The organism is Fodinicola feengrottensis (assembly GCF_039530045.1).
Classification (GTDB): domain Bacteria; phylum Actinomycetota; class Actinomycetes; order Mycobacteriales; family HKI-0501; genus Fodinicola; species Fodinicola feengrottensis.
Map to the genome: position 1 here is coordinate 69016 of NZ_BAAANY010000005.1, position 18530 is coordinate 87545.

Sequence of the window (18530 nt, forward strand, 5' to 3'; positions counted from 1 at the left end):
GCCCGGTTTTAGGGATTAGGACCTTCTACCTCTGGAGATGGGAAAGAGCAACGGGGGCCGTCTAGTTTGTTGGTGGTCTCTGGCACTCGTTCTCTCCGCTGGGCGCCCTCATAGCCGATAGTTGTGCGGTCCCTGATCGTCGCGACTCTGCGTGTCGAGACTCCCGCCCAGCGGTCACTGTCCGAAGTTGGCGTTGTTGATCTTGGTTAGTTGGCCCGTACATAACGGACATCGGTCCGGAATGTCCTTTTCGCACCGGCCAACTAACCAAGATCAACAACTCCATCCCAACATCCGGGACAGCAATACCTCAACAGTCACATCAGCCCCACCGACAACAGGTCCGTTGCCGAGTGCGGGACAAAACCCCGCACTCAACGTCGAGTGCGGGATAAAGTCCCACACTCGACGAAAATCCAGCCCCACCCAGCAAATGAGCAGCCCGGGAATTCCCTCTCCTCAGAGGCAGCCGCCGCTTTGGACCTTGACGGCCCTATTCAGACGCCCCACCGGACGTGACTCGGTACGCGTCATAAACACCCTCGACCTTGCGTACGTTTCGCATCAGGTGCCCGAGGTGCTTCGGGTCGGCCATCTCAAAGGTGAATCGGCTGACCGCTACCCGGTCCCGGGTCGTCGTCACCGTCGCGGACAGGATGTTGACCTTCTCGTCGGACAGCATCCTGGTCACGTCCGACAGCAGCCGGTGCCGGTCCAGCGCCTCGACCTGGATCGCGACCAGGAACATCGAGCCGGCCGACGGGACCCACGAGACCTCCATCAGCCGTTCCGGCTGGGCCCGCAGGTCTTCCGCGTTCGTGCAGTCGGCGCGGTGCACGCTGACGCCGCCGCCGCGGGTGACGAAGCCGAGGATGTCGTCGCCGGGGACTGGGGTGCAGCACTTGGCGAGCTTCACCCACACGTCGCTAGCGCCTTTGACGACCACGCCCGGGTCGTTGATCGCCTGAGTGCGCCGCCGCTCCTTGACTGGGCTGGCCGCCTCAGCGAAGTCCTCGGTGGCGCCTTCCAGACCGCCGAGCAGCGCCATCAGCCGCTGGACGACGGACTGAGCGGACATCTGGTTCTCGCCGACCGCCGCGTAGAGCGCCGACACGTCGGTCAACCGCAGATCGCGTACGACATTCAGCAGCGCGTCACCGCTCAGCACCCGCTGCAGCGGCAGGCCCTGCTTGCGCATCGCCCGGGTGATCGCGTCCTTGCCAGCCTCGATGGCGTCGTCGCGGCGCTCCTTGGCGAAGTGCTGCTTGATCTTCGTACGGGCGCGGGGGCTCGCGACGAAGCTCAGCCAGTCCTGGCTGGGGCCGGCGTGCTCGCTCTTGGAGGTGAACACGTCCACGGTGTCGCCGTTGGCGAGCCGGCTCTCCAGCGGCACCAGCTTGCCGTTCACTCGGGCGCCGATGCAGCGGTGCCCGACCTCGGTGTGCACGCTGTACGCGAAATCGACCGGCGTCGACCCAGTGGGCAGCGCGATCACGTCACCCTTCGGGGTGAAGACGTAGACCTCCTGGCCGCGCAGGTCAAAGCGCAGCGACTCCAGGAACTCGCCCGGGTCGACGGCCTCTTTCTGCCAGTCCAGCAGCTGCCGCAGCCAGGTCAGCTCGTCGCTGTCGGCCGGCGGGCCGGCCACCTCGGAGCCCTTCGCGTCCTTGTATTTCCAGTGCGCCGCGATGCCGTACTCAGCCGTACGGTGCATCGCCCAGGTCCGGATCTGCAGCTCGACCGGCTTGCCTTCCGGACCGATCACGGTCGTGTGCAGCGACTGATACATGTTGAACTTGGGCCGCGCGATGTAGTCCTTGAACCGCCCGGGCACCGGTTGCCAGGTCGCGTGGATGACCCCCAGCGCCGCGTAACAGTCTCGCAGCGAGTCGACCAGCACCCGTACGCCCAGCAGATCGTAGATGTCGGCGAAGTCGCGGCCGCGGACAATCATCTTCTGGTAGACGGAATAGAGGTGCTTCGGCCGGCCGCTGACAGTCGCCTTGATCTTGGACGTCTTCAGCTCGGCTGACACCCGCTCGGTGACCGACTCCAGCACCGCGTCCCGGGCCGGCGCCTTCTCCGCGACCAGCCGGGCGATCTCCTGGTAGCGCTTGGGATACAGGGCCGCGAAGGCCAGATCCTCCAGCTCCCACTTGACCGTGTTCATGCCGAGCCGGTGCGCCAGCGGAGCCAGCACCTCCAGCGTTTCCTTGGCTTTGCGCTCCTGCTTGGCGCGCGGCAGGAACCGCAGAGTCCGCATGTTGTGCAGCCGGTCGGCCAGCTTGATGACCAGCACGCGCGGGTCGCGGGCCATCGCGACGATCATCTTGCGGATCGTCTCGGCCTCGGCCGCGTCGCCGAACTTGACCTTGTCCAGCTTGGTCACGCCGTCGACGAGGTGCGCGACCTCGCCGCCGAAGTCGGCGGACAGCTGCTCCAGGGTGTAGCCGGTGTCCTCGACGGTGTCGTGCAGCAGCGCCGCGACCAGCGTCGTGGTGTCCATCCCCAGCTCGGCGAGAATCGTCGCCACCGCGAGCGGATGGGTGATGTACGGGTCGCCGCTGCGGCGCATCTGGCCGCGGTGGAACTCGTCCGCCGTGTCGTACGCGCGCTGCAGCAGCCGGACGTTGGCCTTGGGGTGCGCCGCTTTGTGCGTCGCCGCGAGCGGCTCCAGAACCGCCTGCACGGGTGCTGAGCTGGGATTACTGCCGAAACGAGCGAGCGCGGCGCGAACCCGGCGGCCGGTATGGCCCCCCTGCTGGGGCACATCGAGCGCGGCGTCGTCGTCCCCGGACAGCAGAGCAGCGCTCTGGTCCAGGTCTCCTACCGCATCGGTGGCCACGGCACTGCTCCTTGACACAACCCAGTCGATCTTGGCGGGTGGATATCCATCCACAGTGCCAGTGATCAACTGCTTCGATCAAGTGGCACCACAGATCACCATCGTATCCCGCGCCATGTGGCCACGTATGGCGGCAGGCGCATTGGCCAGTACGAGTCGTTTCGACAAGGCCTCTGACCAGCTACTACCCGAGAAATCAGACTGATAACAATGCGTGTATCGGAAGATTACTATGCGTATTGGCGATCCGGGATCGGCCACCGAGCGCGGCCAACTCCAGTACGACTGACACGCCGACCACCCGGCCGCCACCGCGCCACAGCAGCTCCGAAGCAGCCACCACCGTACCGCCGGTCGCCAGCACGTCATCGACCAACAGCACCCGGCGGTCCGCGAGCCCGGCCCGCTCCGGAATCTCCAGGGTCGCGGTGCCGTACTCCAGCTCGTACGTGATCGTGGTGGTCGGACCTGGCAGCTTGCCGGCCTTGCGGACCGGTATGACACCGGTGCCGGTGGCGTACGCGACCGCGGCTGCCACGATGAACCCGCGCGCCTCGATCCCGGCCACCAGGTCAAACGGCCCGGCGGCCGCGACGATCGCGTCCGCGCAGGCCCGCAGCGTCGGACCGTCACCGAACAGCGGTGTCAGGTCCTTGAAGAGCACCCCGGGCTTCGGGAAGTCCGGCACATCGACCACGTGGGCGGCGATCAGATCGGCCACCTCCATAGGCCCAGGACCAGCCCCAAGACCAGCACCGAGACCGGCGCCGGCCCCGGACGACACGGTCACCGGCGGCGCTTGCTGCCCGACGGTCGGCCCGGCCGGCCGCCCGGCCGCTTACGCTGCGCCGGCCTACTCGTGGTCGAGGACGCGCCGGAAGCCTTCGACGCACCGGCGCCCACGGTCTCGCCGTCGTCGTCACCATCGACGTCCGCATCCACGGATCCGCCCTTGGTCACCGTGACCGTCGACTTCGAGGTGGCGGCCGGCTTGGGAGCGCCAGTCGCGGCGGCCCGGCGGGCCGCAACCCGCTTGGCCAGTGCCTTGTAGCGCGGCTCGCGCTCCTTCAGCTCGGCGGTGATCGGCGCGGCCAGGAAGATCGACGAATACGCGCCGGCCATCATGCCGATGAAGAGCACCAGACCCAGGTCCTTCAGGGTGCCCGCGCCCAGCAGCCCGGCACCGATGAACAGCAGGCCGGCGACCGGCAGCAACGCGATGATCGAGGTGTTGATCGACCGCATCAGGGTCTGGTTGATGGCGAGGTTGGCGGCCTCGGAGTACGAGTAACGGCTGCCGCCGAGGATGCCCTTGGTATTCTCCGCGACCTTGTCGAACACCACGACCGTGTCATACAGCGAGAAACCCAGGATGGTGAGCAGGCCGATCACGGTGTTCGGGGTGACCTCGAAACCGACCAGCGAGTAGATGCCGGCCGCGATCAACAAGTCGTGCGCGAGCGCGACGATCGCACCGACAGCCATCTTCCACTCGTACCGGAAGGCGAGGTAGACGATCAGGAGCGCGAGGAAGACCGCCAGTGCGATGAGCGCCTGAGAGGTGACCTGACCACCCCAGGAAGCGCTGACCTGGTTCTCACTGATGTTCTTCTGAGGCGTCTTGAGGGTGTTGGCGACCTGCGTTGCGATCTCGTTGGCTTGATCTTCGCCCATCGGGTCGATCCGGACCAGGTAGCTTTTCTGACCGGTCGCGCTGCTGAGGGTCTGAGTGCTGACCACGTGCGCCCTGAGGCCGGTGCTCGTCTTCGCGCTCGTCACAGCCGCCTCAGCGACCGCGCTGCTGGACGCGGCAGACGCGGGAATCTCGAACGACACGCCACCCTGGAAGTCGATCCCGAAGTGGAAGCCGCGGATGAGGAAGCTCAGAAGCGCGATCACCAGGATCGCGAGGCTGATCAAATACCAGGTCTTGCGCCGGCCGATGAAGTCGATGCCGGCCTCACCGCGATAAAGGCGCTGGGCGATGGACGGCATCTCAGGCTCCCTTGATGGCGGCGGACGCGGGCGCGTCGTCGGAAGGCTGCCGCGCCGCGCGGCCGAGGCCACTGATCCGCGCGGACATAAAGGTCTTGGACCTGGACAGCAGCGCGACCAGCGGATGGGTGAACACGAAGACGACCAGCAAGTCGACCACCGTGGACATTCCCAGCGTGAACGCGAAACCCTTCACCGCGCCGGAGGCGAGGATGTAGAGCACCGCGGCGGCCAGGAACGACACCGTGTCACCGGAGATGATCGTGCGCCGGGCTCGCACCCAAGCGCGGGGCACCGCACTTCGCGCTGTCTTGCCCTCCCGGATCTCGTCCTTTAGTCGTTCGAAGAAGATGACGAACGAGTCCGCGGTGATACCGATGGACACGATGAAGCCGGCTATACCGGCGAGGCTCAACGTGAATCCCAGAGCCCACGGGCGACCGAGCAGCACCAGAGTGCCGTAGATGATCCCGCCGGACAGCACCAGGCTGGCGACGGTAACCAGTCCGAGCAGCCGGTAGTAGAACATCACCCAGACGACCACCAGCGCGAGGCCGATACCTCCGGCGATCAGGCCGGCTTCCAGCTGCTGCAGACCCAACGTCGCGCTGACACTGCTCAAGTTCTGCCTTGAGAAGGTGAGCGGCAGGGCGCCGTACTTGAGCTGGCTGGCCAGTGCCTGCGAGCTGTCCCTGGTGAAGCCGCCGCCGGTGATCTCGGCCTGGCCGGCGATCACGCCCTGGATCGTCGGCGCGGACACCACGGTGGTGTCCAGCACGATCGCGACCTGCTTGTTCAGCGCGGCCTGGGTCAGCTTGGTCCACTTGTCCTGGCCGGCGGCCTTGAAGTTGACCACCACCCGCCAGCCCGGCGTGGAGCCGGTGCTGCTGCCGGTGTTGTAGTCGAAGTCGGCGCTGGACACGTCGGTGCCGACCACCGTCGCCTTGTCCATCAGATACTTGTTCCCGGCGTCGCAGGCGACCTGCTGGGCATTGACGTTGTCAATCGAGCCCGGCGGCCGGAGGCCCAGCTTGGCGCAGGAGATTTGCGGGATCTTCAACTGCAGGTCGGTCGGCAGCACGGCGATCTGGGCCGGCGTGAGTTTCTTGAACGGGTCCAGGAACGAGGTGCCGGCCAACTGCTGCATGGTGGACTGAGCCTGCGTCGGGTCGGACAGGTCGACCTGCTGCAAGCCGGTCAGTATCTGCTGGTAGTACGCCTGGCCGCCGAGCGCCTGGATCACGCTGGCCAGGCTGGGCAGCTTGTCCGCGGCTGGCGCGCCGGAGCCGCCGGCCGGCGCGGGCGCTGCCGGCGACGGCGAACCGGATGGCTTCGGGGTCGCGCTGGTGCTCGGCGTGGGCGTCGGGTTCGCCGCTGGCACAACCGCGGCCTTACCAGCCGAACCAGTGCCGACGGCCGGCACGATTTCTGCCTTGCCGGTCGAAGACGCCGGCTTCTTGGTCGGGCCGGGGTTCACGGCGGCGCCGGACGTCTTGGCCGACGGCGAAGCGCCGGGCTTGGGAGACGCGCTGCCGGACGGCTTCGGGGACGCGCTCGTGGACGGCTTGGGCGTCACCGCCGGGATGTCGGCGACTGTGCTGATCACCTGGCGGAACCGCAGCTGGGCGGTCTGCCCAACGCTGGCCAACTGGTCGGCACCGACGCCGGCGACGGTGACCACGATGTTGCGGTCGCCCTCGGTCACCACGTCGGGCTCGGCCACGCCGAGCGCGTTCACCCGCTGGTCGATGATGCTCCGGGCCAGCGCGAGGCTCTCCTGGGACGGCGCCTTCCCGTCCTGCGTGGTGGCGGTCAGCGTCTCGGTCGTCCCACCGACCAGGTCGAGACCGAGCTGCGGGAACGGCTGCGGGCGATGCTTGGAGTCTGCGCCCGGAAGGAAGAACACTCCCGCGTAAAGAGCCGCCACGATGACGACCAACGCGATGAAGTACCGCCCCACGCGAAGCTGGCCAGTTGGTGCCACGACAGTCCTGTCTCCTCGGTCGGTTGCTGTCCGGCAGCGAGCCGGCCCGCGGCGGGGAACGCCGTGAGGCCGGCTCGGTTACCGGAACGGGTCCGGGTCTGGGGCCTCTAGCTGTCTTTGGACAGCTTCGGGGCCTGGGTGCCGTCGCCGGCCGCCGACAGCACGTCGGCCTTGGGGTCTTCCTTGCTGAGATCGGTGTCGAGCTGGATGCGCTCGGCCTCGGGCACCTCGCCAGCCGCGTCCGCGCTGGTCGCCACGTCGTCGTCCGCAGCGTCTTCATCCGCGGCGTCGTCGACGGCCTCGGCGTCGCCCGGGGTGAGGATCCGGGCGACCGCCTGTCGGGTATACCGCGCGGTCACGCCCTCGTCGATCTCCAGGGTGACCGACTCGTCGTCGGAATCGACCACCGTGCCGTACAGGCCGCCGATGGTGACCACGTCCGAGCCGATGCCGAGCGTGTGCTGCATCTGCTGCATCTCTTTGCGGCGCTTGGACTGCGGACGAATCATGAAGAAATACATCAAGGCGAACAAAGCCACCACGATAAGCAGTGGGAACAAGGTGCTCGCTGAAGAGGACGTGCTAGCGGCCGCGATAACCACGTGGAACCTTTCGTCGAATTCCGCCCTGATCGCGCGAAGTCTAGTCAGCCGCGCGAGACGGAAATCAGCGGACCGCCGTTAGCCGCAAACGGACTCACTCGGTCACGCCGTGTATTGCAGCCCGCCGGACGACGGGCCTTATATAACTCTGATCAACCGCAGGTGTTGCTGAGTTACGGCCGCCCGCCAAACAGATCGAGCGTGCCGTCTCCTGCCGAGGGTACCCGGCCGAGGTGATGCCAGGCGGCCGGAGTCGCAACTCGGCCACGGGGAGTACGCGTCAGCAGGCCGGCACGCACCAGAAACGGCTCAGCGACCTCCTCCACCGTCTCCGGCTGCTCACCGACAGCGACCGCGAGCGTGGACAGGCCGACCGGGCCGCCGTGGAAAGACAGCACCAACGCGTGCAGCACCGCCCGGTCCAGCCGGTCCAGCCCCAGCTCGTCGACCTCGTACACCCGCAACGCTGCCCGGGCGACCGTGCGGTCGATGCTGCCGGCCGCCCGCACTTCGGCGTAGTCACGCACCCGACGCAACAGCCGGTTGGCGATCCGCGGGGTGCCGCGGGACCGGCCGGCGATCTCGGCGGCGCCGTCGTCATGCAGCCGTACGCCCAGAATGCCGGCCGAGCGGTGCAGCACTATCTCCAGCTCATCCGGGTCGTAGAAGTCCATGTGCCCGACGAACCCGAAGCGGTCGCGCAGCGGTGAGGTCAGCAGGCCGGACCGGGTGGTGGCACCAACCAGCGTGAACGGTTCGACGTCCAGCGGGATCGCGGTCGCGCCGGGGCCCTTGCCGACAATCACATCGACCCGGAAGTCCTCCATCGCCGAGTAGAGCAGTTCCTCCGCCGGCCGGGCGATCCGGTGGATCTCGTCGACGAAGAGCACCTCCCCCGCCTCCAGGCCGGTCAGGATGGCCGCGAGGTCACCGGACCGCTCGATCGCCGGGCCGCTGGTGATCCGGATCGACACGCCGAGCTCGGCGGCCACGATCATCGCCAGCGAGGTCTTGCCCAGCCCGGGCGGCCCGGACAGCAGGATGTGATCCGGCGGTTTCTGCCGCAGCTGAGCGGACTTCAGCAGCAGGTCCAGCTGTTCGCGCACCCGCGGCTGGCCGATGAACTCGGTGAGCTGCCGCGGCCGCAGGCTCGCTTCCATCTCCCGCTCGGCGGGCTGCGCGTAGCTGGCGACGATCTCCTCGCCGTCGAAGGGATCCGTCATTTGCGCCCAAGTCGCTGGATCGCGCCCCGCAGCGCGGTGGACACCTCCGGCGCCGAGCCGTCGGCCGGCGTCACCGCGTCCAGGGCGCCGTCCACGTCCTTGCCGGTGAAGCCGAGGCTCCCGAGGCCGGCGCGGACCTGCGTACGCCAGGAGGCCTCACTCTGCCGGCCCGCCACCGGAACGCCGTTCGCGGAACTCGTGGTGAACGCGCCGATCCGGTCGCGCAGCTCGACGACGAGTTTTTCGGCGCCCTTGGGTCCCAGTCCAGGCGCTCGGGTGAGGGTCTTGTGGTCGCCGGTGGACACCGCGCGGCGGATCTCGTCGGGGCTGAGCACGGCGAGGATCGCGCGGGCGACCTTCGGTCCGACGCCGTTCGCGGTCTGCAGCAGCTCGAAGAGGTCACGCTCCTCGTCGTCCGCGAAGCCGTACAACGTCAGCGAGTCCTCGCGGACGATCAGGCTGGTAGCGAGCCGGCCGGGGCTGCCGGTCCGGAGGTTGGCCAGCGCGTGTGGCGTACACAGGACCGCGAGGCCCACTCCGCCCACCTCGACCACCGCGTGGTCGACCCCTATCCGGGCCACCGTCCCGGACACCGACGTGATCATCGCTTCACTCCCTGGGCGCGCTGGGCCAGCGCGATCTGCTCCTGCATCTTGGTCTGCATGGGTGTTCGCCAGCAGTGGCAGATCGCCAGCGCGAGCGCATCCGCCGCGTCCGCGGGCTTGGGCCGCTCGGTGAGCTTCAGCAGCCGGGTGACCATGGTCGTGACCTGCGCTTTGTCGGCCCGGCCGTTGCCGGTCACGGCGGCCTTGACCTCGCTCGGTGTGTGCAGGGCGACCCGTACGCCGGCCCGCGCCGCCGCGGTCAACGCGACCGCGCCGGCCTGCGCCGTGCCCATCACGGTTCGTACGTTGTGCTGGCTGAACACCCGCTCGACCGCTACCACGTCAGGTCGGTATTGCGCGATCGCGGCGGTAAAAGCCAAGTCCAACGCCAGCAGCCGGGCTCCGATGTCCGCGTCCGGCGGGGTCCTCACGACCTCCACGTGGACCAGCTTGCACCGGCCGCCTGGGCCGCCGTCGACTACCCCGACACCGCATCGCGTCAAGCCAGGGTCGACGCCCAGCACCCGCACCCTGTGCCACCTCTCGCCGCCCGCCGAACACCCGTTCGACACGCTACCGGTCGGGCGGTCGACGGCTCCCGCCGACACGCCCGCCGGTCAGCGGCTCAGCTGTTCAGGAAATCGGCGGCGGTGTCGATGAACGTGTAGTTCTTCGGCAGGTTCAGGTGCCCTGTGCAGTCGGCGTCGATGCTCAGATTGGTCGCGCCAGTGAGGATCACGCTGTCGTCCGGCACCAGCAGGTCGCAGTGGTACGGGCTGCGCAGCGTCTCGTACTTGGTCGGGCCAGGTGTCGGGTTGCCGCTGTTGAGGACCTGCAGCATCGGCGAGTTCGGCTTCATGTCGTCGCACGAGTCGTAGAACCCGCAGAGCACGGCCCCGCTGACGCCGTGGTTGGGGCCGCCCAGCGACACCCAGTGCGCGACATTGGCCGTACCGCCCAGGCTTTTGAGGTAATAGCGCGACGACAGCGACCCCATCGAATGGGCGACGATGTCGACCTTCGCCGCGCCGGTCGCCTTCTTCAGCCGGTCGACCTCAGTCGCCAACTGCTGCGCGGTAGTGACGTTGCTTTGCTTCCAGTCGTACGTCCACACGTCCAGCTGCTGCGCGGTCCAGCCGCCGGACTCGAACTGGGTGACCATGTTGTCGAAGACGTGCTGCTGTCCGGAAACGTGCGCGAAGCCATGCACGAAGATCACCGGCAGGTGAGCCTGCGCGGCGGCGACCGGAACGGCCATCGCGGTCGCGGTGAGGACAGCGAAAAGTGTGGCCAGGGCCCGGATCAGGGCTCTCATGGATGGTTACCTCTCGGTCGGGATTTCTCGGAGGCATGAGCTTATCCGGATATTTCCTAGTCAAACGCTGACAAATGTCAGGACTATTGAGCTATCCGTCCGCTTCGTCAAGTAAACGCTTCTTGACACGGCGGTGTGACCCCTGTCACGGTCGTACGGACCGACTGGTCAGTTTGCCTCGCGCGCCAGCCTCCTCCCACCCGCAAGGAGACTTCCGATGGCCACTACCACTATCGCCGAGAAGCCGCGTTCGCTCGGAAAGCTGATGGCCGCCGGCCTGATCGGCAGTTCCATCGAGTGGTACGACTTCTTCATCTACGGGACCGCCGCCGCGTTGGTCTTCGGGAAGCTGTTCTTCCCGTACGCGTCCCCGCTGGTCGGCACGCTGTTGGCGTTCAGCACCTTCTGGGCTGGCTTCATCGCGCGGCCGATCGGTGGGCTGATCTTCGGTCACATCGGTGACCGCATCGGCCGCAAACCCGCACTGGTCGCCTGCCTCGCGATCACCGGCTGCGCGACCTTCCTGATCGGCCTGTTGCCCACCGCCGCCACCATCGGCGCCCTCGCGCCTGTTTTGTTGGTGTCATTGCGTTTCCTGCAGGGCATCGCGGTCGGCGGACAATGGGGTGGCGTCACCTTGCTGTTGACCGAAAGCGCCAGCTCACGCAATCGCGGCCTGGCCGGGTCGTTCTGTCAGATGGGCGTACCTATTGGGGTTATTCTGGGAAATGTCGCGTTCCTGGTCGCCAGCGCGTCGATGAGCGCGACTTCTTTCGGTTCTTGGGGATGGCGGGTGCCGTTCCTTTTCAGCGCGTTGCTTTTCCCCGTACTCGCCTTCATCCAACTGCGCTTCGAGGACACTCCGGCATTCAAGGAACTACAGGCCCAGCGCGCCGCTTCACCTTCCGCGGCCGCCAAATCGCCACTGCTGGCGGTCATTCGCCAGCACTGGCGACCCATCCTGTTCGGCGCCGGGCTGCTTTTCGCCTGTAACTCGATTTTCTACGTCAGCATCTCCGGCCTGCTCGACTACGGCACTCGAGCACTGCACCTGGACCGCAACGGCCTGCTGCTGATCGTGCTCATCTCGTCCGCGGTGAACGTCGGCATCATCATGCTGTCCGGCAAACTCTCCGACCGGCTCGGCCGTCGCCCGCTGATCCTGGTCGGCGCCGTCATCCTGACCCTCTGGGCATTCCCGATGTTCTGGCTCGTCGACACCGCGTCGCTCGGCCTGATCCTGGTCGCGGTCACCGTCGGCGGCTTCGGCTCCAGCCTCATCTACGGCCCACTCGCCGCGTACCTGAGCGAACTGTTCCGCCCGGAGGTCCGCTATTCGGGCGCTTCACTCGCGTACCAACTGGCGTCGATCCTGGTCAGTGGCGGCACGCCGTTCCTGATGACCGCCTTGCTGGCCGCCACCGGGACCTCCGCTTCGGTTTCCGCATTCCTGGCTTTGATGGCCCTCTGTACGTTGGGTTCGGCTCTCCTGTTGCCCGAAACCATCGGCGCCAAAGCCTCGACCGCCGCCGCCGCCGCCGCCGCGGCTGCCACACCCGCGCCGAGCGCCTGATGTGGGTTCTAAGTTGATCAAGGAGAGGTGGTGCACTTTCTCCGAGAAAGTGCACCACCTCTCCTTGATCAATAAGAATCTGGTTAGTCGACGGAGGCCATGACCTCGTCGGAGACGTCGAAGTTGGCGTAGACGGTCTGCACGTCGTCCAGGTCCTCGAGGGCCTCGATGAGCTTGAAAACCTTGGGTGCGCTGTTCTCGTCGAGCTCGACGTTCACGCTCGGTACGAAGCTGGCCTCGGCGGAGTCGTAGTCGATGCCGGCGTCCTGCAAGGCCTTGCGGACCGCGACCAAATCGGTGGGCTCGCTGACGACCTCGAAAGACTCACCGAGGTCGTTGACCTCTTCGGCACCGGCCTCCAGCACGGCCATCAGCACGTCGTCCTCGGTGAGGCCGGCGGACGGCACGAGCACGACGCCCTTGCGGGTGAACAGATACGACACGCTGCCGGGGTCGGCCATCTGGCCGCCGTTGCGGGTCATCGCGGTCCGTACGTCGCCGGCGGCGCGGTTGCGGTTGTCCGTCAGGCACTCGACCATCACGGCCACCCCCGACGGGCCATATCCCTCGTACGTGATGCTCTGGTAGTCGGCGCCGCCGGCTTCCAGCCCTGCGCCGCGTTTGACCGCGCGGTCGATGTTGTCGTTCGGTACGGACGTCTTCTTCGCCTTCTGGACGGCGTCATAGAGCGTCGGGTTGCCGGCCAGGTCACCGCCGCCGGTCCGGGCCGCGACCTCGATGTTCTTGATCAGCTTGGCGAACATCTTGCCGCGCCTGGCGTCGATGACGGCCTTTTTGTGCTTCGTGGTCGCCCACTTTGAGTGGCCGGACATCACACGCCTCCTACTGTTGCTCTCGAACCATCTCCACGAAGAGCGCGTGGATCCGCCGGTCACCGGTCAGCTCCGGGTGGAAGCTGGTGGCCAGCAGCGCTCCCTGCCGGGCCGCGACGATCCTACCGTCGGCCGGACCGCCGGAAATCCGGGCGAGCACTCGTACGTCAGCGCCAGCCGACTCCACCCACGGCGCCCGGATGAACACGGCGTGAACCGGCTCACCTTCCAATCCTACGACCGGTACGTCCGCGGAGAACGAGTCGACCTGCCGTCCGAACGCATTTCGGCGTACGACAACGTCCATCCCGCCGAAGCCCTCGTGATCCGGGCGGCCGTCCAGAACGGTGTTGGCCAGCATGATCATGCCGGCGCAGGAGCCGTACGCGGGCATGCCGGCGGCGATGCGTTTGCGGATCGGGTCGGTGAGGTCGAAGATCCGGGCCAGCCGGGAGATGGTGGTCGACTCGCCGCCGGGGATCAGCAGCCCGTCGACGCCGTCCAGCTCGCTGGCGCGGCGTACCGGTACCGGGTCCGCGCCGGCGGCGGCCAGCGCGGACACGTGCTCGCGTACGTCACCCTGCAGGGCGAGGATGCCGACCGAAGGTCGCGTACTCACCAGCCGCGGGTGGCGAGCCGGTGGTCGACCGGCAGCTGCTCGACGTTGATGCCGACCATGGCCTCACCCAGGCCACGCGACACCTTGGCGATCACGTCGGGGTCGTCGAAGAACGTGGTCGCCTTGACTATCGCCTCGGCACGCTGCGCCGGGTTGCCGGACTTGAAGATGCCGGAGCCGACAAACACACCCTCGGCGCCGAGCTGCATCATCATCGCCGCGTCCGCCGGGGTCGCGATGCCGCCGGCGGTGAACATGACGACCGGCAGCTTGCCCGTACGAGCGACCTCGGCGACCAGCTGGTACGGCGCCTGCAGCTCCTTGGCGGCCACGTACAGCTCGTCCTCGGGAAGGCTGCTCAGCCGGCGGATCTCGGCGCGGATCTGCCGCATGTGTGTGGTGGCGTTGGAAACGTCGCCCGTACCGGCCTCACCCTTGGAGCGGATCATCGCCGCGCCCTCGGTGATCCGCCGCAGCGCCTCGCCCAGGTTGGTCGCGCCGCACACGAAAGGAACCGTGAACGCCCACTTGTCGATGTGGTTGGCGTAGTCGGCCGGCGTGAGGACCTCGGACTCGTCGATGTAGTCAACGCCGAGGCTCTGCAGCACCTGCGCCTCGACGAAGTGGCCGATCCGGGCCTTGGCCATCACCGGGATGGAGACCTGGCTGATGATGCCGTCGATCATGTCCGGGTCGGACATCCGGCTGACGCCGCCCTGCGCGCGGATGTCCGCCGGCACGCGCTCCAGCGCCATCACCGCGACCGCGCCGGCGTCCTCGGCGATCTTGGCCTGCTCGGGAGTGACCACGTCCATGATCACGCCGCCCTTGAGCATCTCCGCCATGCCCCGCTTGACCTGCTGCGTCCCGACCTCGCGGTCGGCGGGAGTCTCAGTTACGGAAGCGGACACGCTCTCACAGCCCTTCGACACGTTGTTCGCGGCCGGCGCTGCTGCCCGCCACTCTACTGTCGTCAACTGTACTAGTACGGCTGTACACTGTCACCCCACACACTTGTGTTGCCGCCATCACTCCGATTCGGTGTCGGAGTGCCGGAGCGGCGCCGGAGTCGGTGTCGAAGTTGTTGATCTTGTTCAGTTTGCCTACCCCAAAAGGACAATTCAGGCCCATGCCCGTTTTGGGTAGGCAAACTAAGCAAGATCAACAACGAATCTCACTACCAGTAGCAACAAGCACGTGACTGGGTGACGTTGAGTGTTGCGGGCTGCTGACGTGCGTCGCGCTCGTCCCCCTGCGCGGACCCAGGCCGCTGGCTATCTCGCCGACCCGCGAAAAGACCCAGGTGCGGCGCGAAACTGTCGTACCCAACCGCAAAAGTTGCCCCCACCCAGTGACGGGCGGGGGGTGGGTCGAGAGGCAAATTTGCAATTTTTAGTGGACGTCGGTCCTCAAACCCACCCCCCGCCCGTTCAAGGGAGGGGGCTAGAAAACAGCATCGGTACGACAGTTTCGCGCCGCAGGACTGTTTTCGAAACGGCTCAAGGACTCCGGGTACGGCCGGGAAGGGAGTCGTCGATGTCGAAGTAGCGGGGCGCGGGCGTGTGGCCGGCGAGGCCGAGGGCACGGGGTAGGCGGCGACGGCGCAGGGCCAGCGAGTCGCGTACGGCGTCGTTGTAGATCTGCCGAGCGACCAGCATGCGGCTCGCGACTGCCGTGACGGGCCCGAGTCGCGGGTCACCCGGGGGCCACCGGAGCGCACAGAGGTGGCGGGTCAGGTCGTTCTCGACCAGCTCCCGGTGTTCGAAGTCCGCGGCGAGCGCGGCTCGTACGGCATCTAGCAGCGGTTTCGCGTGGTCGTCGGCAAGAACATGGTCGCGGGCGAGTGCGTCGGCCGCGGCGGCCCGTCGGACGAGCTGCGCGTCGAGCGAGGCGCGGGCGGCCTCGCAGCGGTCGTGCAGGCGGTCCATCCGGTACGCCGTCCAGCTCCGGTAGACCAGCAGCGCGAAAACCGCCAGCACCCCAGCGACGGCGAGCCACCCGAAGATCACCGCGCGGCGGCCGTGAGGACCCCGCCGGCCGCGGCCACGACCAGCTCGTACACCTCGACGACTCGCTCGGCGACCACCGACCAGTCGAAGGCGCCGACGCTCGCCGAGGCCCGCAGCGCGAGGTCGGCGCGTACGTCCGCGTCGTCCAGCAGCCGATCCAGCACGCCCGCGAGATCGGCCGCATCGCCAGCCCGGAACAGCCGCCCTGTCGGTACGCCGCTGCCGTCGTTGAGCACCTGCCGGAACGCGTCCAGGTCACTCGCGACCACCGGCGCGCCGGCCGCCATCGCCTCGGCCAACACGATCCCGAAGGACTCACCGCCGGTGTTCGGCGCCACGAACACATCCACACTCCGCAGCATCCGCTGCTTGTCCCCCTCCGAGACAGCCCGCAACCGCGCCCCCGCCGTTGGCCGGGGCAGCACGACGATGCGATCGAGGATGTCGGTGCGGCGGGTGGGGACCATCGCAAAAAGATCGGCCGGATCGCCGGGGCCGGCGACCAGCAGACGCAAGGAAGGGCGGCGGGCGGCGAGCCGGACGTACGCGTCGGCCAGCACCGGAAATCCCTTCCGTGGCTCGGTGAACCGGCCGAGGAAGCCGATCGCGCCGCTGGCGCCGGGCCAGCCGGGCAGCGGCTCGGCGGCCGCGAGGGTCCGGACGGCGACCCCGTTCGGGATCTCTACTCCGCCGCCGGCCAGGTGTTCGACCTGCACCTTCCGGGCGGACGGCGACACCGCGATCCGGCCGGTGATCCGCTCCAGCACCGGCTGCAGGAAGCCCTCGGCGGCGGCCAGTGCTCGCGACCGTTCGACCGAGGTGTGGAAGGTGGCCACGATCGGGCCGCGGCCGGCCAGACACGCCAGCAACGACAGGCTTGGCGCGAGCGGCTCGTGGACGTGCAGCAGGTCAAAGGGCAGGCCGTCGACGCCCGCGCGCAGCCACCGGCGTACGCGTGCGAGCGCCACCGGACCGAGGCCGAGCCGGGCCACCGAACCGTTGTAGCGGACCGCGACGGACTTTCCGGCCGACACCACGTACGGCGCCAGCGCGGCCAGGTTCTCGGCCGGCGCCAGCACACTGACCTGGTGGCCGCGTTCGATCAGCGCCTCGGCGAGACCGCGGACGTGGCTCTGCACTCCTCCGGGGACGTCGAAGGAGTAAGGGCAGACCATTCCCACCCGCACGGCGTCACTGTGCCGCGGGAAGGGCCGCGGGGAGGTCTGTGGGGAGGTCTGTCGACCAGACCTTCTGCAACATGTGCCAGTCGGCTGGATGCGCCCGGATGCTGTCCGCGAAGGCGTCCGCCATCTGCTGGGTCATCGCCGCCACCGCGGTACGTTCGTCCACATCGGGCGGTGGGACGATCGGGCCGACCAGGTTTCCGGCGGTCACCCCGTCCTCGTACCAGAGCTGAGCGACGATCAGTGGCGCGCCGGTCCGCACCGAGAGCCGGGCCGGACCGGGCGGCATCCTCGCGGTGGAGCCAAAAAAGTCGACGTCGATCGAGCTGCTGGAAAGGTCACGGTCGGCCAGCAAACAGACCACCTGACCATTCGCCAGCCGCTCGGCGAGAATGTCCATTGTGGACCGATCGCCGCCGGTCAGCGGCAGGATGTCGATTCCAATCGACGCTCGATAAGCAACAAAGCGGTCATAGAGAACCTCTGGTTTTAGCCGCTGCTGCACCGAAACGACGGGCATCGCGCGGTACGCGGCCCAAGCGCCGGCATGATCCCAGTTACCCGAATGCGTCAGCGCGACAATGACTCCCTGGCCGCCGGCGTGCAGTTTGTCGAGCAGCTCGGGGTTGGCCATATCGAGCGTGTCATGCAGCGTTTTCAAGGGAATGGAGGGAAAACGAAACGCCTCCATCCAGTAGCGGCCGTACGAGCGAAGGCCGTCGCGGACGAGCAGTTCCATCTCGTCCTCGCTGATTTTTGGTCCCACCACCCGGCGAAGATTGACCCGCAACTGCTGCGCGCCTTTTCCGTTCTTGCGAGCGCCCCGATCGGCGGCGATACGGAACAGAGCGGCCGCCATCGGCTTGGGCATCGCGCGTACGAGCCGCCACCCGGCCAGGTAGCCGGCCGCCGCGAGCGACTCCGCCAGCCGGCTCATCGGGCCTGCAACCAGACCGCGTACATCCGCTGCCCGACCGTGACCACACAGGCGACGGCCATTAACCAGAGCCCGACCTCCAGCGCGTACGGCACCCCAAAAGCCTCCAACAACGTGATGACACCGATCGCGATCAGCCGCTCGCCGCGCTCGGCGATGCCGACCTCGCAGGTGTATCCGAGGCTCTCGGCACGCGCTTTGACGTACGAAACGGTCAAAGCGCCGCCCAGGCTGACGATCGCGCCAGTCGCCGCCACCGGCCGGTGCACGCTCGCGAGGTAGAAGATCAGCGACCCGAAGATCGCCGCGTCCGCGATCCGGTCGGAGGTGGAGTCCAGGAACGCACCCCATTTCGAGCTTTTCCCACTGGCCCTCGCGACCGCTCCGTCGAGTACGTCGGTGAAGGCGGAGATGGTCACGACGATGACGCCGAGCAGCAGATAGCCGCGGGCGGCGAGACCGATGGTGCCGATCAGGACACCGATCAGCCCGGCCACGGTGAGCGCGTTGGGGCTGACGTGCGCGCGTGCCAGCGCGCGGCCGACCGGTGCCAGCGCGGCTGACACCCGGGCGCGGGCGAACACGTTGAGCATCGTCACCCCGATCCGAGGTCGGCCCGACCGGGCTGGACTTTCGCTCAGCCTAACCGCGACCGAAGAAGGCGCAGCAGAGGTGCTTCGTGGGGTTGTCCCGAGCGCCCATCGGGTGTGGGATCGATCACACGTCGGTGAACGCGATCGGGAGGCGATTCGAATGGCGGGTAAATCAGCGGAGTCAGGGCAGGTGAGCAGCGCCGGCAAGGCCGG

Annotated in this window: 17 protein-coding genes; 1 reads left to right on the forward strand and 16 read right to left on the reverse strand. The window is 67.5% G+C overall.

Features of this window, described 5'->3' with window-relative positions; genetic code table 11:
- Positions 1 to 493: 493 nt before the first annotated feature.
- The 9 genes from ABD301_RS06530 to ABD301_RS06570 form a co-directional block, all read right to left on the reverse strand.
- Positions 494 to 2845 carry a RelA/SpoT family protein gene (locus ABD301_RS06530; RefSeq protein WP_425551895.1) on the reverse strand — a complete coding sequence of 784 codons (2352 nt, stop codon included), beginning with the start codon at positions 2843 to 2845 and terminating at the stop codon, positions 494 to 496.
- 196 nt (positions 2846 to 3041) lie between these two features.
- Entirely contained in the window at positions 3042 to 3572 is a 531-nt protein-coding gene (locus ABD301_RS06535; RefSeq protein ID WP_344308086.1) for an adenine phosphoribosyltransferase, read from the reverse strand.
- Positions 3573 to 3631: 59 nt separating this feature from the next.
- On the reverse strand, positions 3632 to 4840 hold the full coding sequence (gene secF / locus ABD301_RS06540) for a protein translocase subunit SecF (RefSeq protein WP_344308088.1): 1209 nt from the start codon (positions 4838 to 4840) through the stop codon (positions 3632 to 3634).
- A 1-nt stretch (position 4841) separates the two neighbouring features.
- Positions 4842 to 6824: a protein translocase subunit SecD gene (gene secD, locus ABD301_RS06545; RefSeq protein WP_344308090.1), complete on the reverse strand. Its 1983-nt coding sequence runs from the start codon at positions 6822 to 6824 to the stop codon at positions 4842 to 4844.
- A gap of 107 nt (positions 6825 to 6931) precedes the next feature.
- Positions 6932 to 7426 carry a preprotein translocase subunit YajC gene (gene yajC, locus ABD301_RS06550; protein WP_163572431.1) on the reverse strand — a complete coding sequence of 165 codons (495 nt, stop codon included), beginning with the start codon at positions 7424 to 7426 and terminating at the stop codon, positions 6932 to 6934.
- 173 nt (positions 7427 to 7599) lie between these two features.
- The gene (gene ruvB, locus ABD301_RS06555; RefSeq protein WP_344308094.1) at positions 7600 to 8649 is read right to left on the reverse strand and encodes a Holliday junction branch migration DNA helicase RuvB; all 1050 of its coding nucleotides are present in this window, start codon (positions 8647 to 8649) and stop codon (positions 7600 to 7602) included.
- Entirely contained in the window at positions 8646 to 9254 is a 609-nt protein-coding gene (gene ruvA / locus ABD301_RS06560; RefSeq protein ID WP_344308096.1) for a Holliday junction branch migration protein RuvA, read from the reverse strand. The genes ruvB and ruvA overlap by 4 nt, the downstream gene beginning before the upstream one ends.
- Entirely contained in the window at positions 9251 to 9784 is a 534-nt protein-coding gene (gene ruvC, locus ABD301_RS06565) for a crossover junction endodeoxyribonuclease RuvC (RefSeq protein WP_344308098.1), read from the reverse strand. The genes ruvA and ruvC overlap by 4 nt, the downstream gene beginning before the upstream one ends.
- Positions 9785 to 9879: 95 nt before the next feature.
- On the reverse strand, positions 9880 to 10569 hold the full coding sequence (locus tag ABD301_RS06570; RefSeq protein WP_344308100.1) for an esterase/lipase family protein: 690 nt from the start codon (positions 10567 to 10569) through the stop codon (positions 9880 to 9882).
- Between the two features lie 217 nt (positions 10570 to 10786).
- Here ABD301_RS06570 and ABD301_RS06575 point away from each other — a divergent pair, with 217 nt between their 5' ends.
- Positions 10787 to 12142, forward strand: a complete 1356-nt coding sequence (locus ABD301_RS06575) for an MFS transporter (RefSeq protein WP_344308102.1) — start codon at positions 10787 to 10789, stop codon at positions 12140 to 12142.
- 83 nt (positions 12143 to 12225) lie between these two features.
- Here ABD301_RS06575 and ABD301_RS06580 read toward each other — a convergent pair whose 3' ends face one another.
- The 7 genes from ABD301_RS06580 to pgsA form a co-directional block, all read right to left on the reverse strand.
- Positions 12226 to 12975 carry a YebC/PmpR family DNA-binding transcriptional regulator gene (locus tag ABD301_RS06580; RefSeq protein WP_344308104.1) on the reverse strand — a complete coding sequence of 250 codons (750 nt, stop codon included), beginning with the start codon at positions 12973 to 12975 and terminating at the stop codon, positions 12226 to 12228.
- 10 nt (positions 12976 to 12985) lie between these two features.
- Positions 12986 to 13594, reverse strand: a complete 609-nt coding sequence (gene pdxT, locus ABD301_RS06585) for a pyridoxal 5'-phosphate synthase glutaminase subunit PdxT (RefSeq protein ID WP_344308106.1) — start codon at positions 13592 to 13594, stop codon at positions 12986 to 12988.
- Positions 13591 to 14505, reverse strand: coding sequence for a pyridoxal 5'-phosphate synthase lyase subunit PdxS (gene pdxS / locus ABD301_RS06590; protein WP_163570286.1), 915 nt, complete (start codon positions 14503 to 14505; stop codon positions 13591 to 13593). The genes pdxT and pdxS overlap by 4 nt, the downstream gene beginning before the upstream one ends.
- Positions 14506 to 15093: 588 nt before the next feature.
- Positions 15094 to 15603, reverse strand: coding sequence for an NUDIX hydrolase (locus tag ABD301_RS06595; RefSeq protein WP_344308108.1), 510 nt, complete (start codon positions 15601 to 15603; stop codon positions 15094 to 15096).
- Positions 15600 to 16790, reverse strand: a complete 1191-nt coding sequence (locus tag ABD301_RS06600; RefSeq protein ID WP_344308110.1) for a glycosyltransferase family 4 protein — start codon at positions 16788 to 16790, stop codon at positions 15600 to 15602. The genes ABD301_RS06595 and ABD301_RS06600 overlap by 4 nt, the downstream gene beginning before the upstream one ends.
- A 4-nt stretch (positions 16791 to 16794) precedes the next feature.
- Complete coding sequence (locus ABD301_RS06605) at positions 16795 to 17724, reverse strand: phosphatidylinositol mannoside acyltransferase (protein WP_163570281.1); 930 nt, start codon at positions 17722 to 17724, stop codon at positions 16795 to 16797.
- Positions 17721 to 18317 (reverse strand): phosphatidylinositol phosphate synthase, encoded by a 597-nt coding sequence (gene pgsA / locus ABD301_RS06610; RefSeq protein ID WP_163570279.1) that lies wholly within the window; start codon positions 18315 to 18317, stop codon positions 17721 to 17723. Before pgsA ends, ABD301_RS06605 begins: the two co-directional genes overlap by 4 nt.
- Positions 18318 to 18530: the final 213 nt, after the last annotated feature.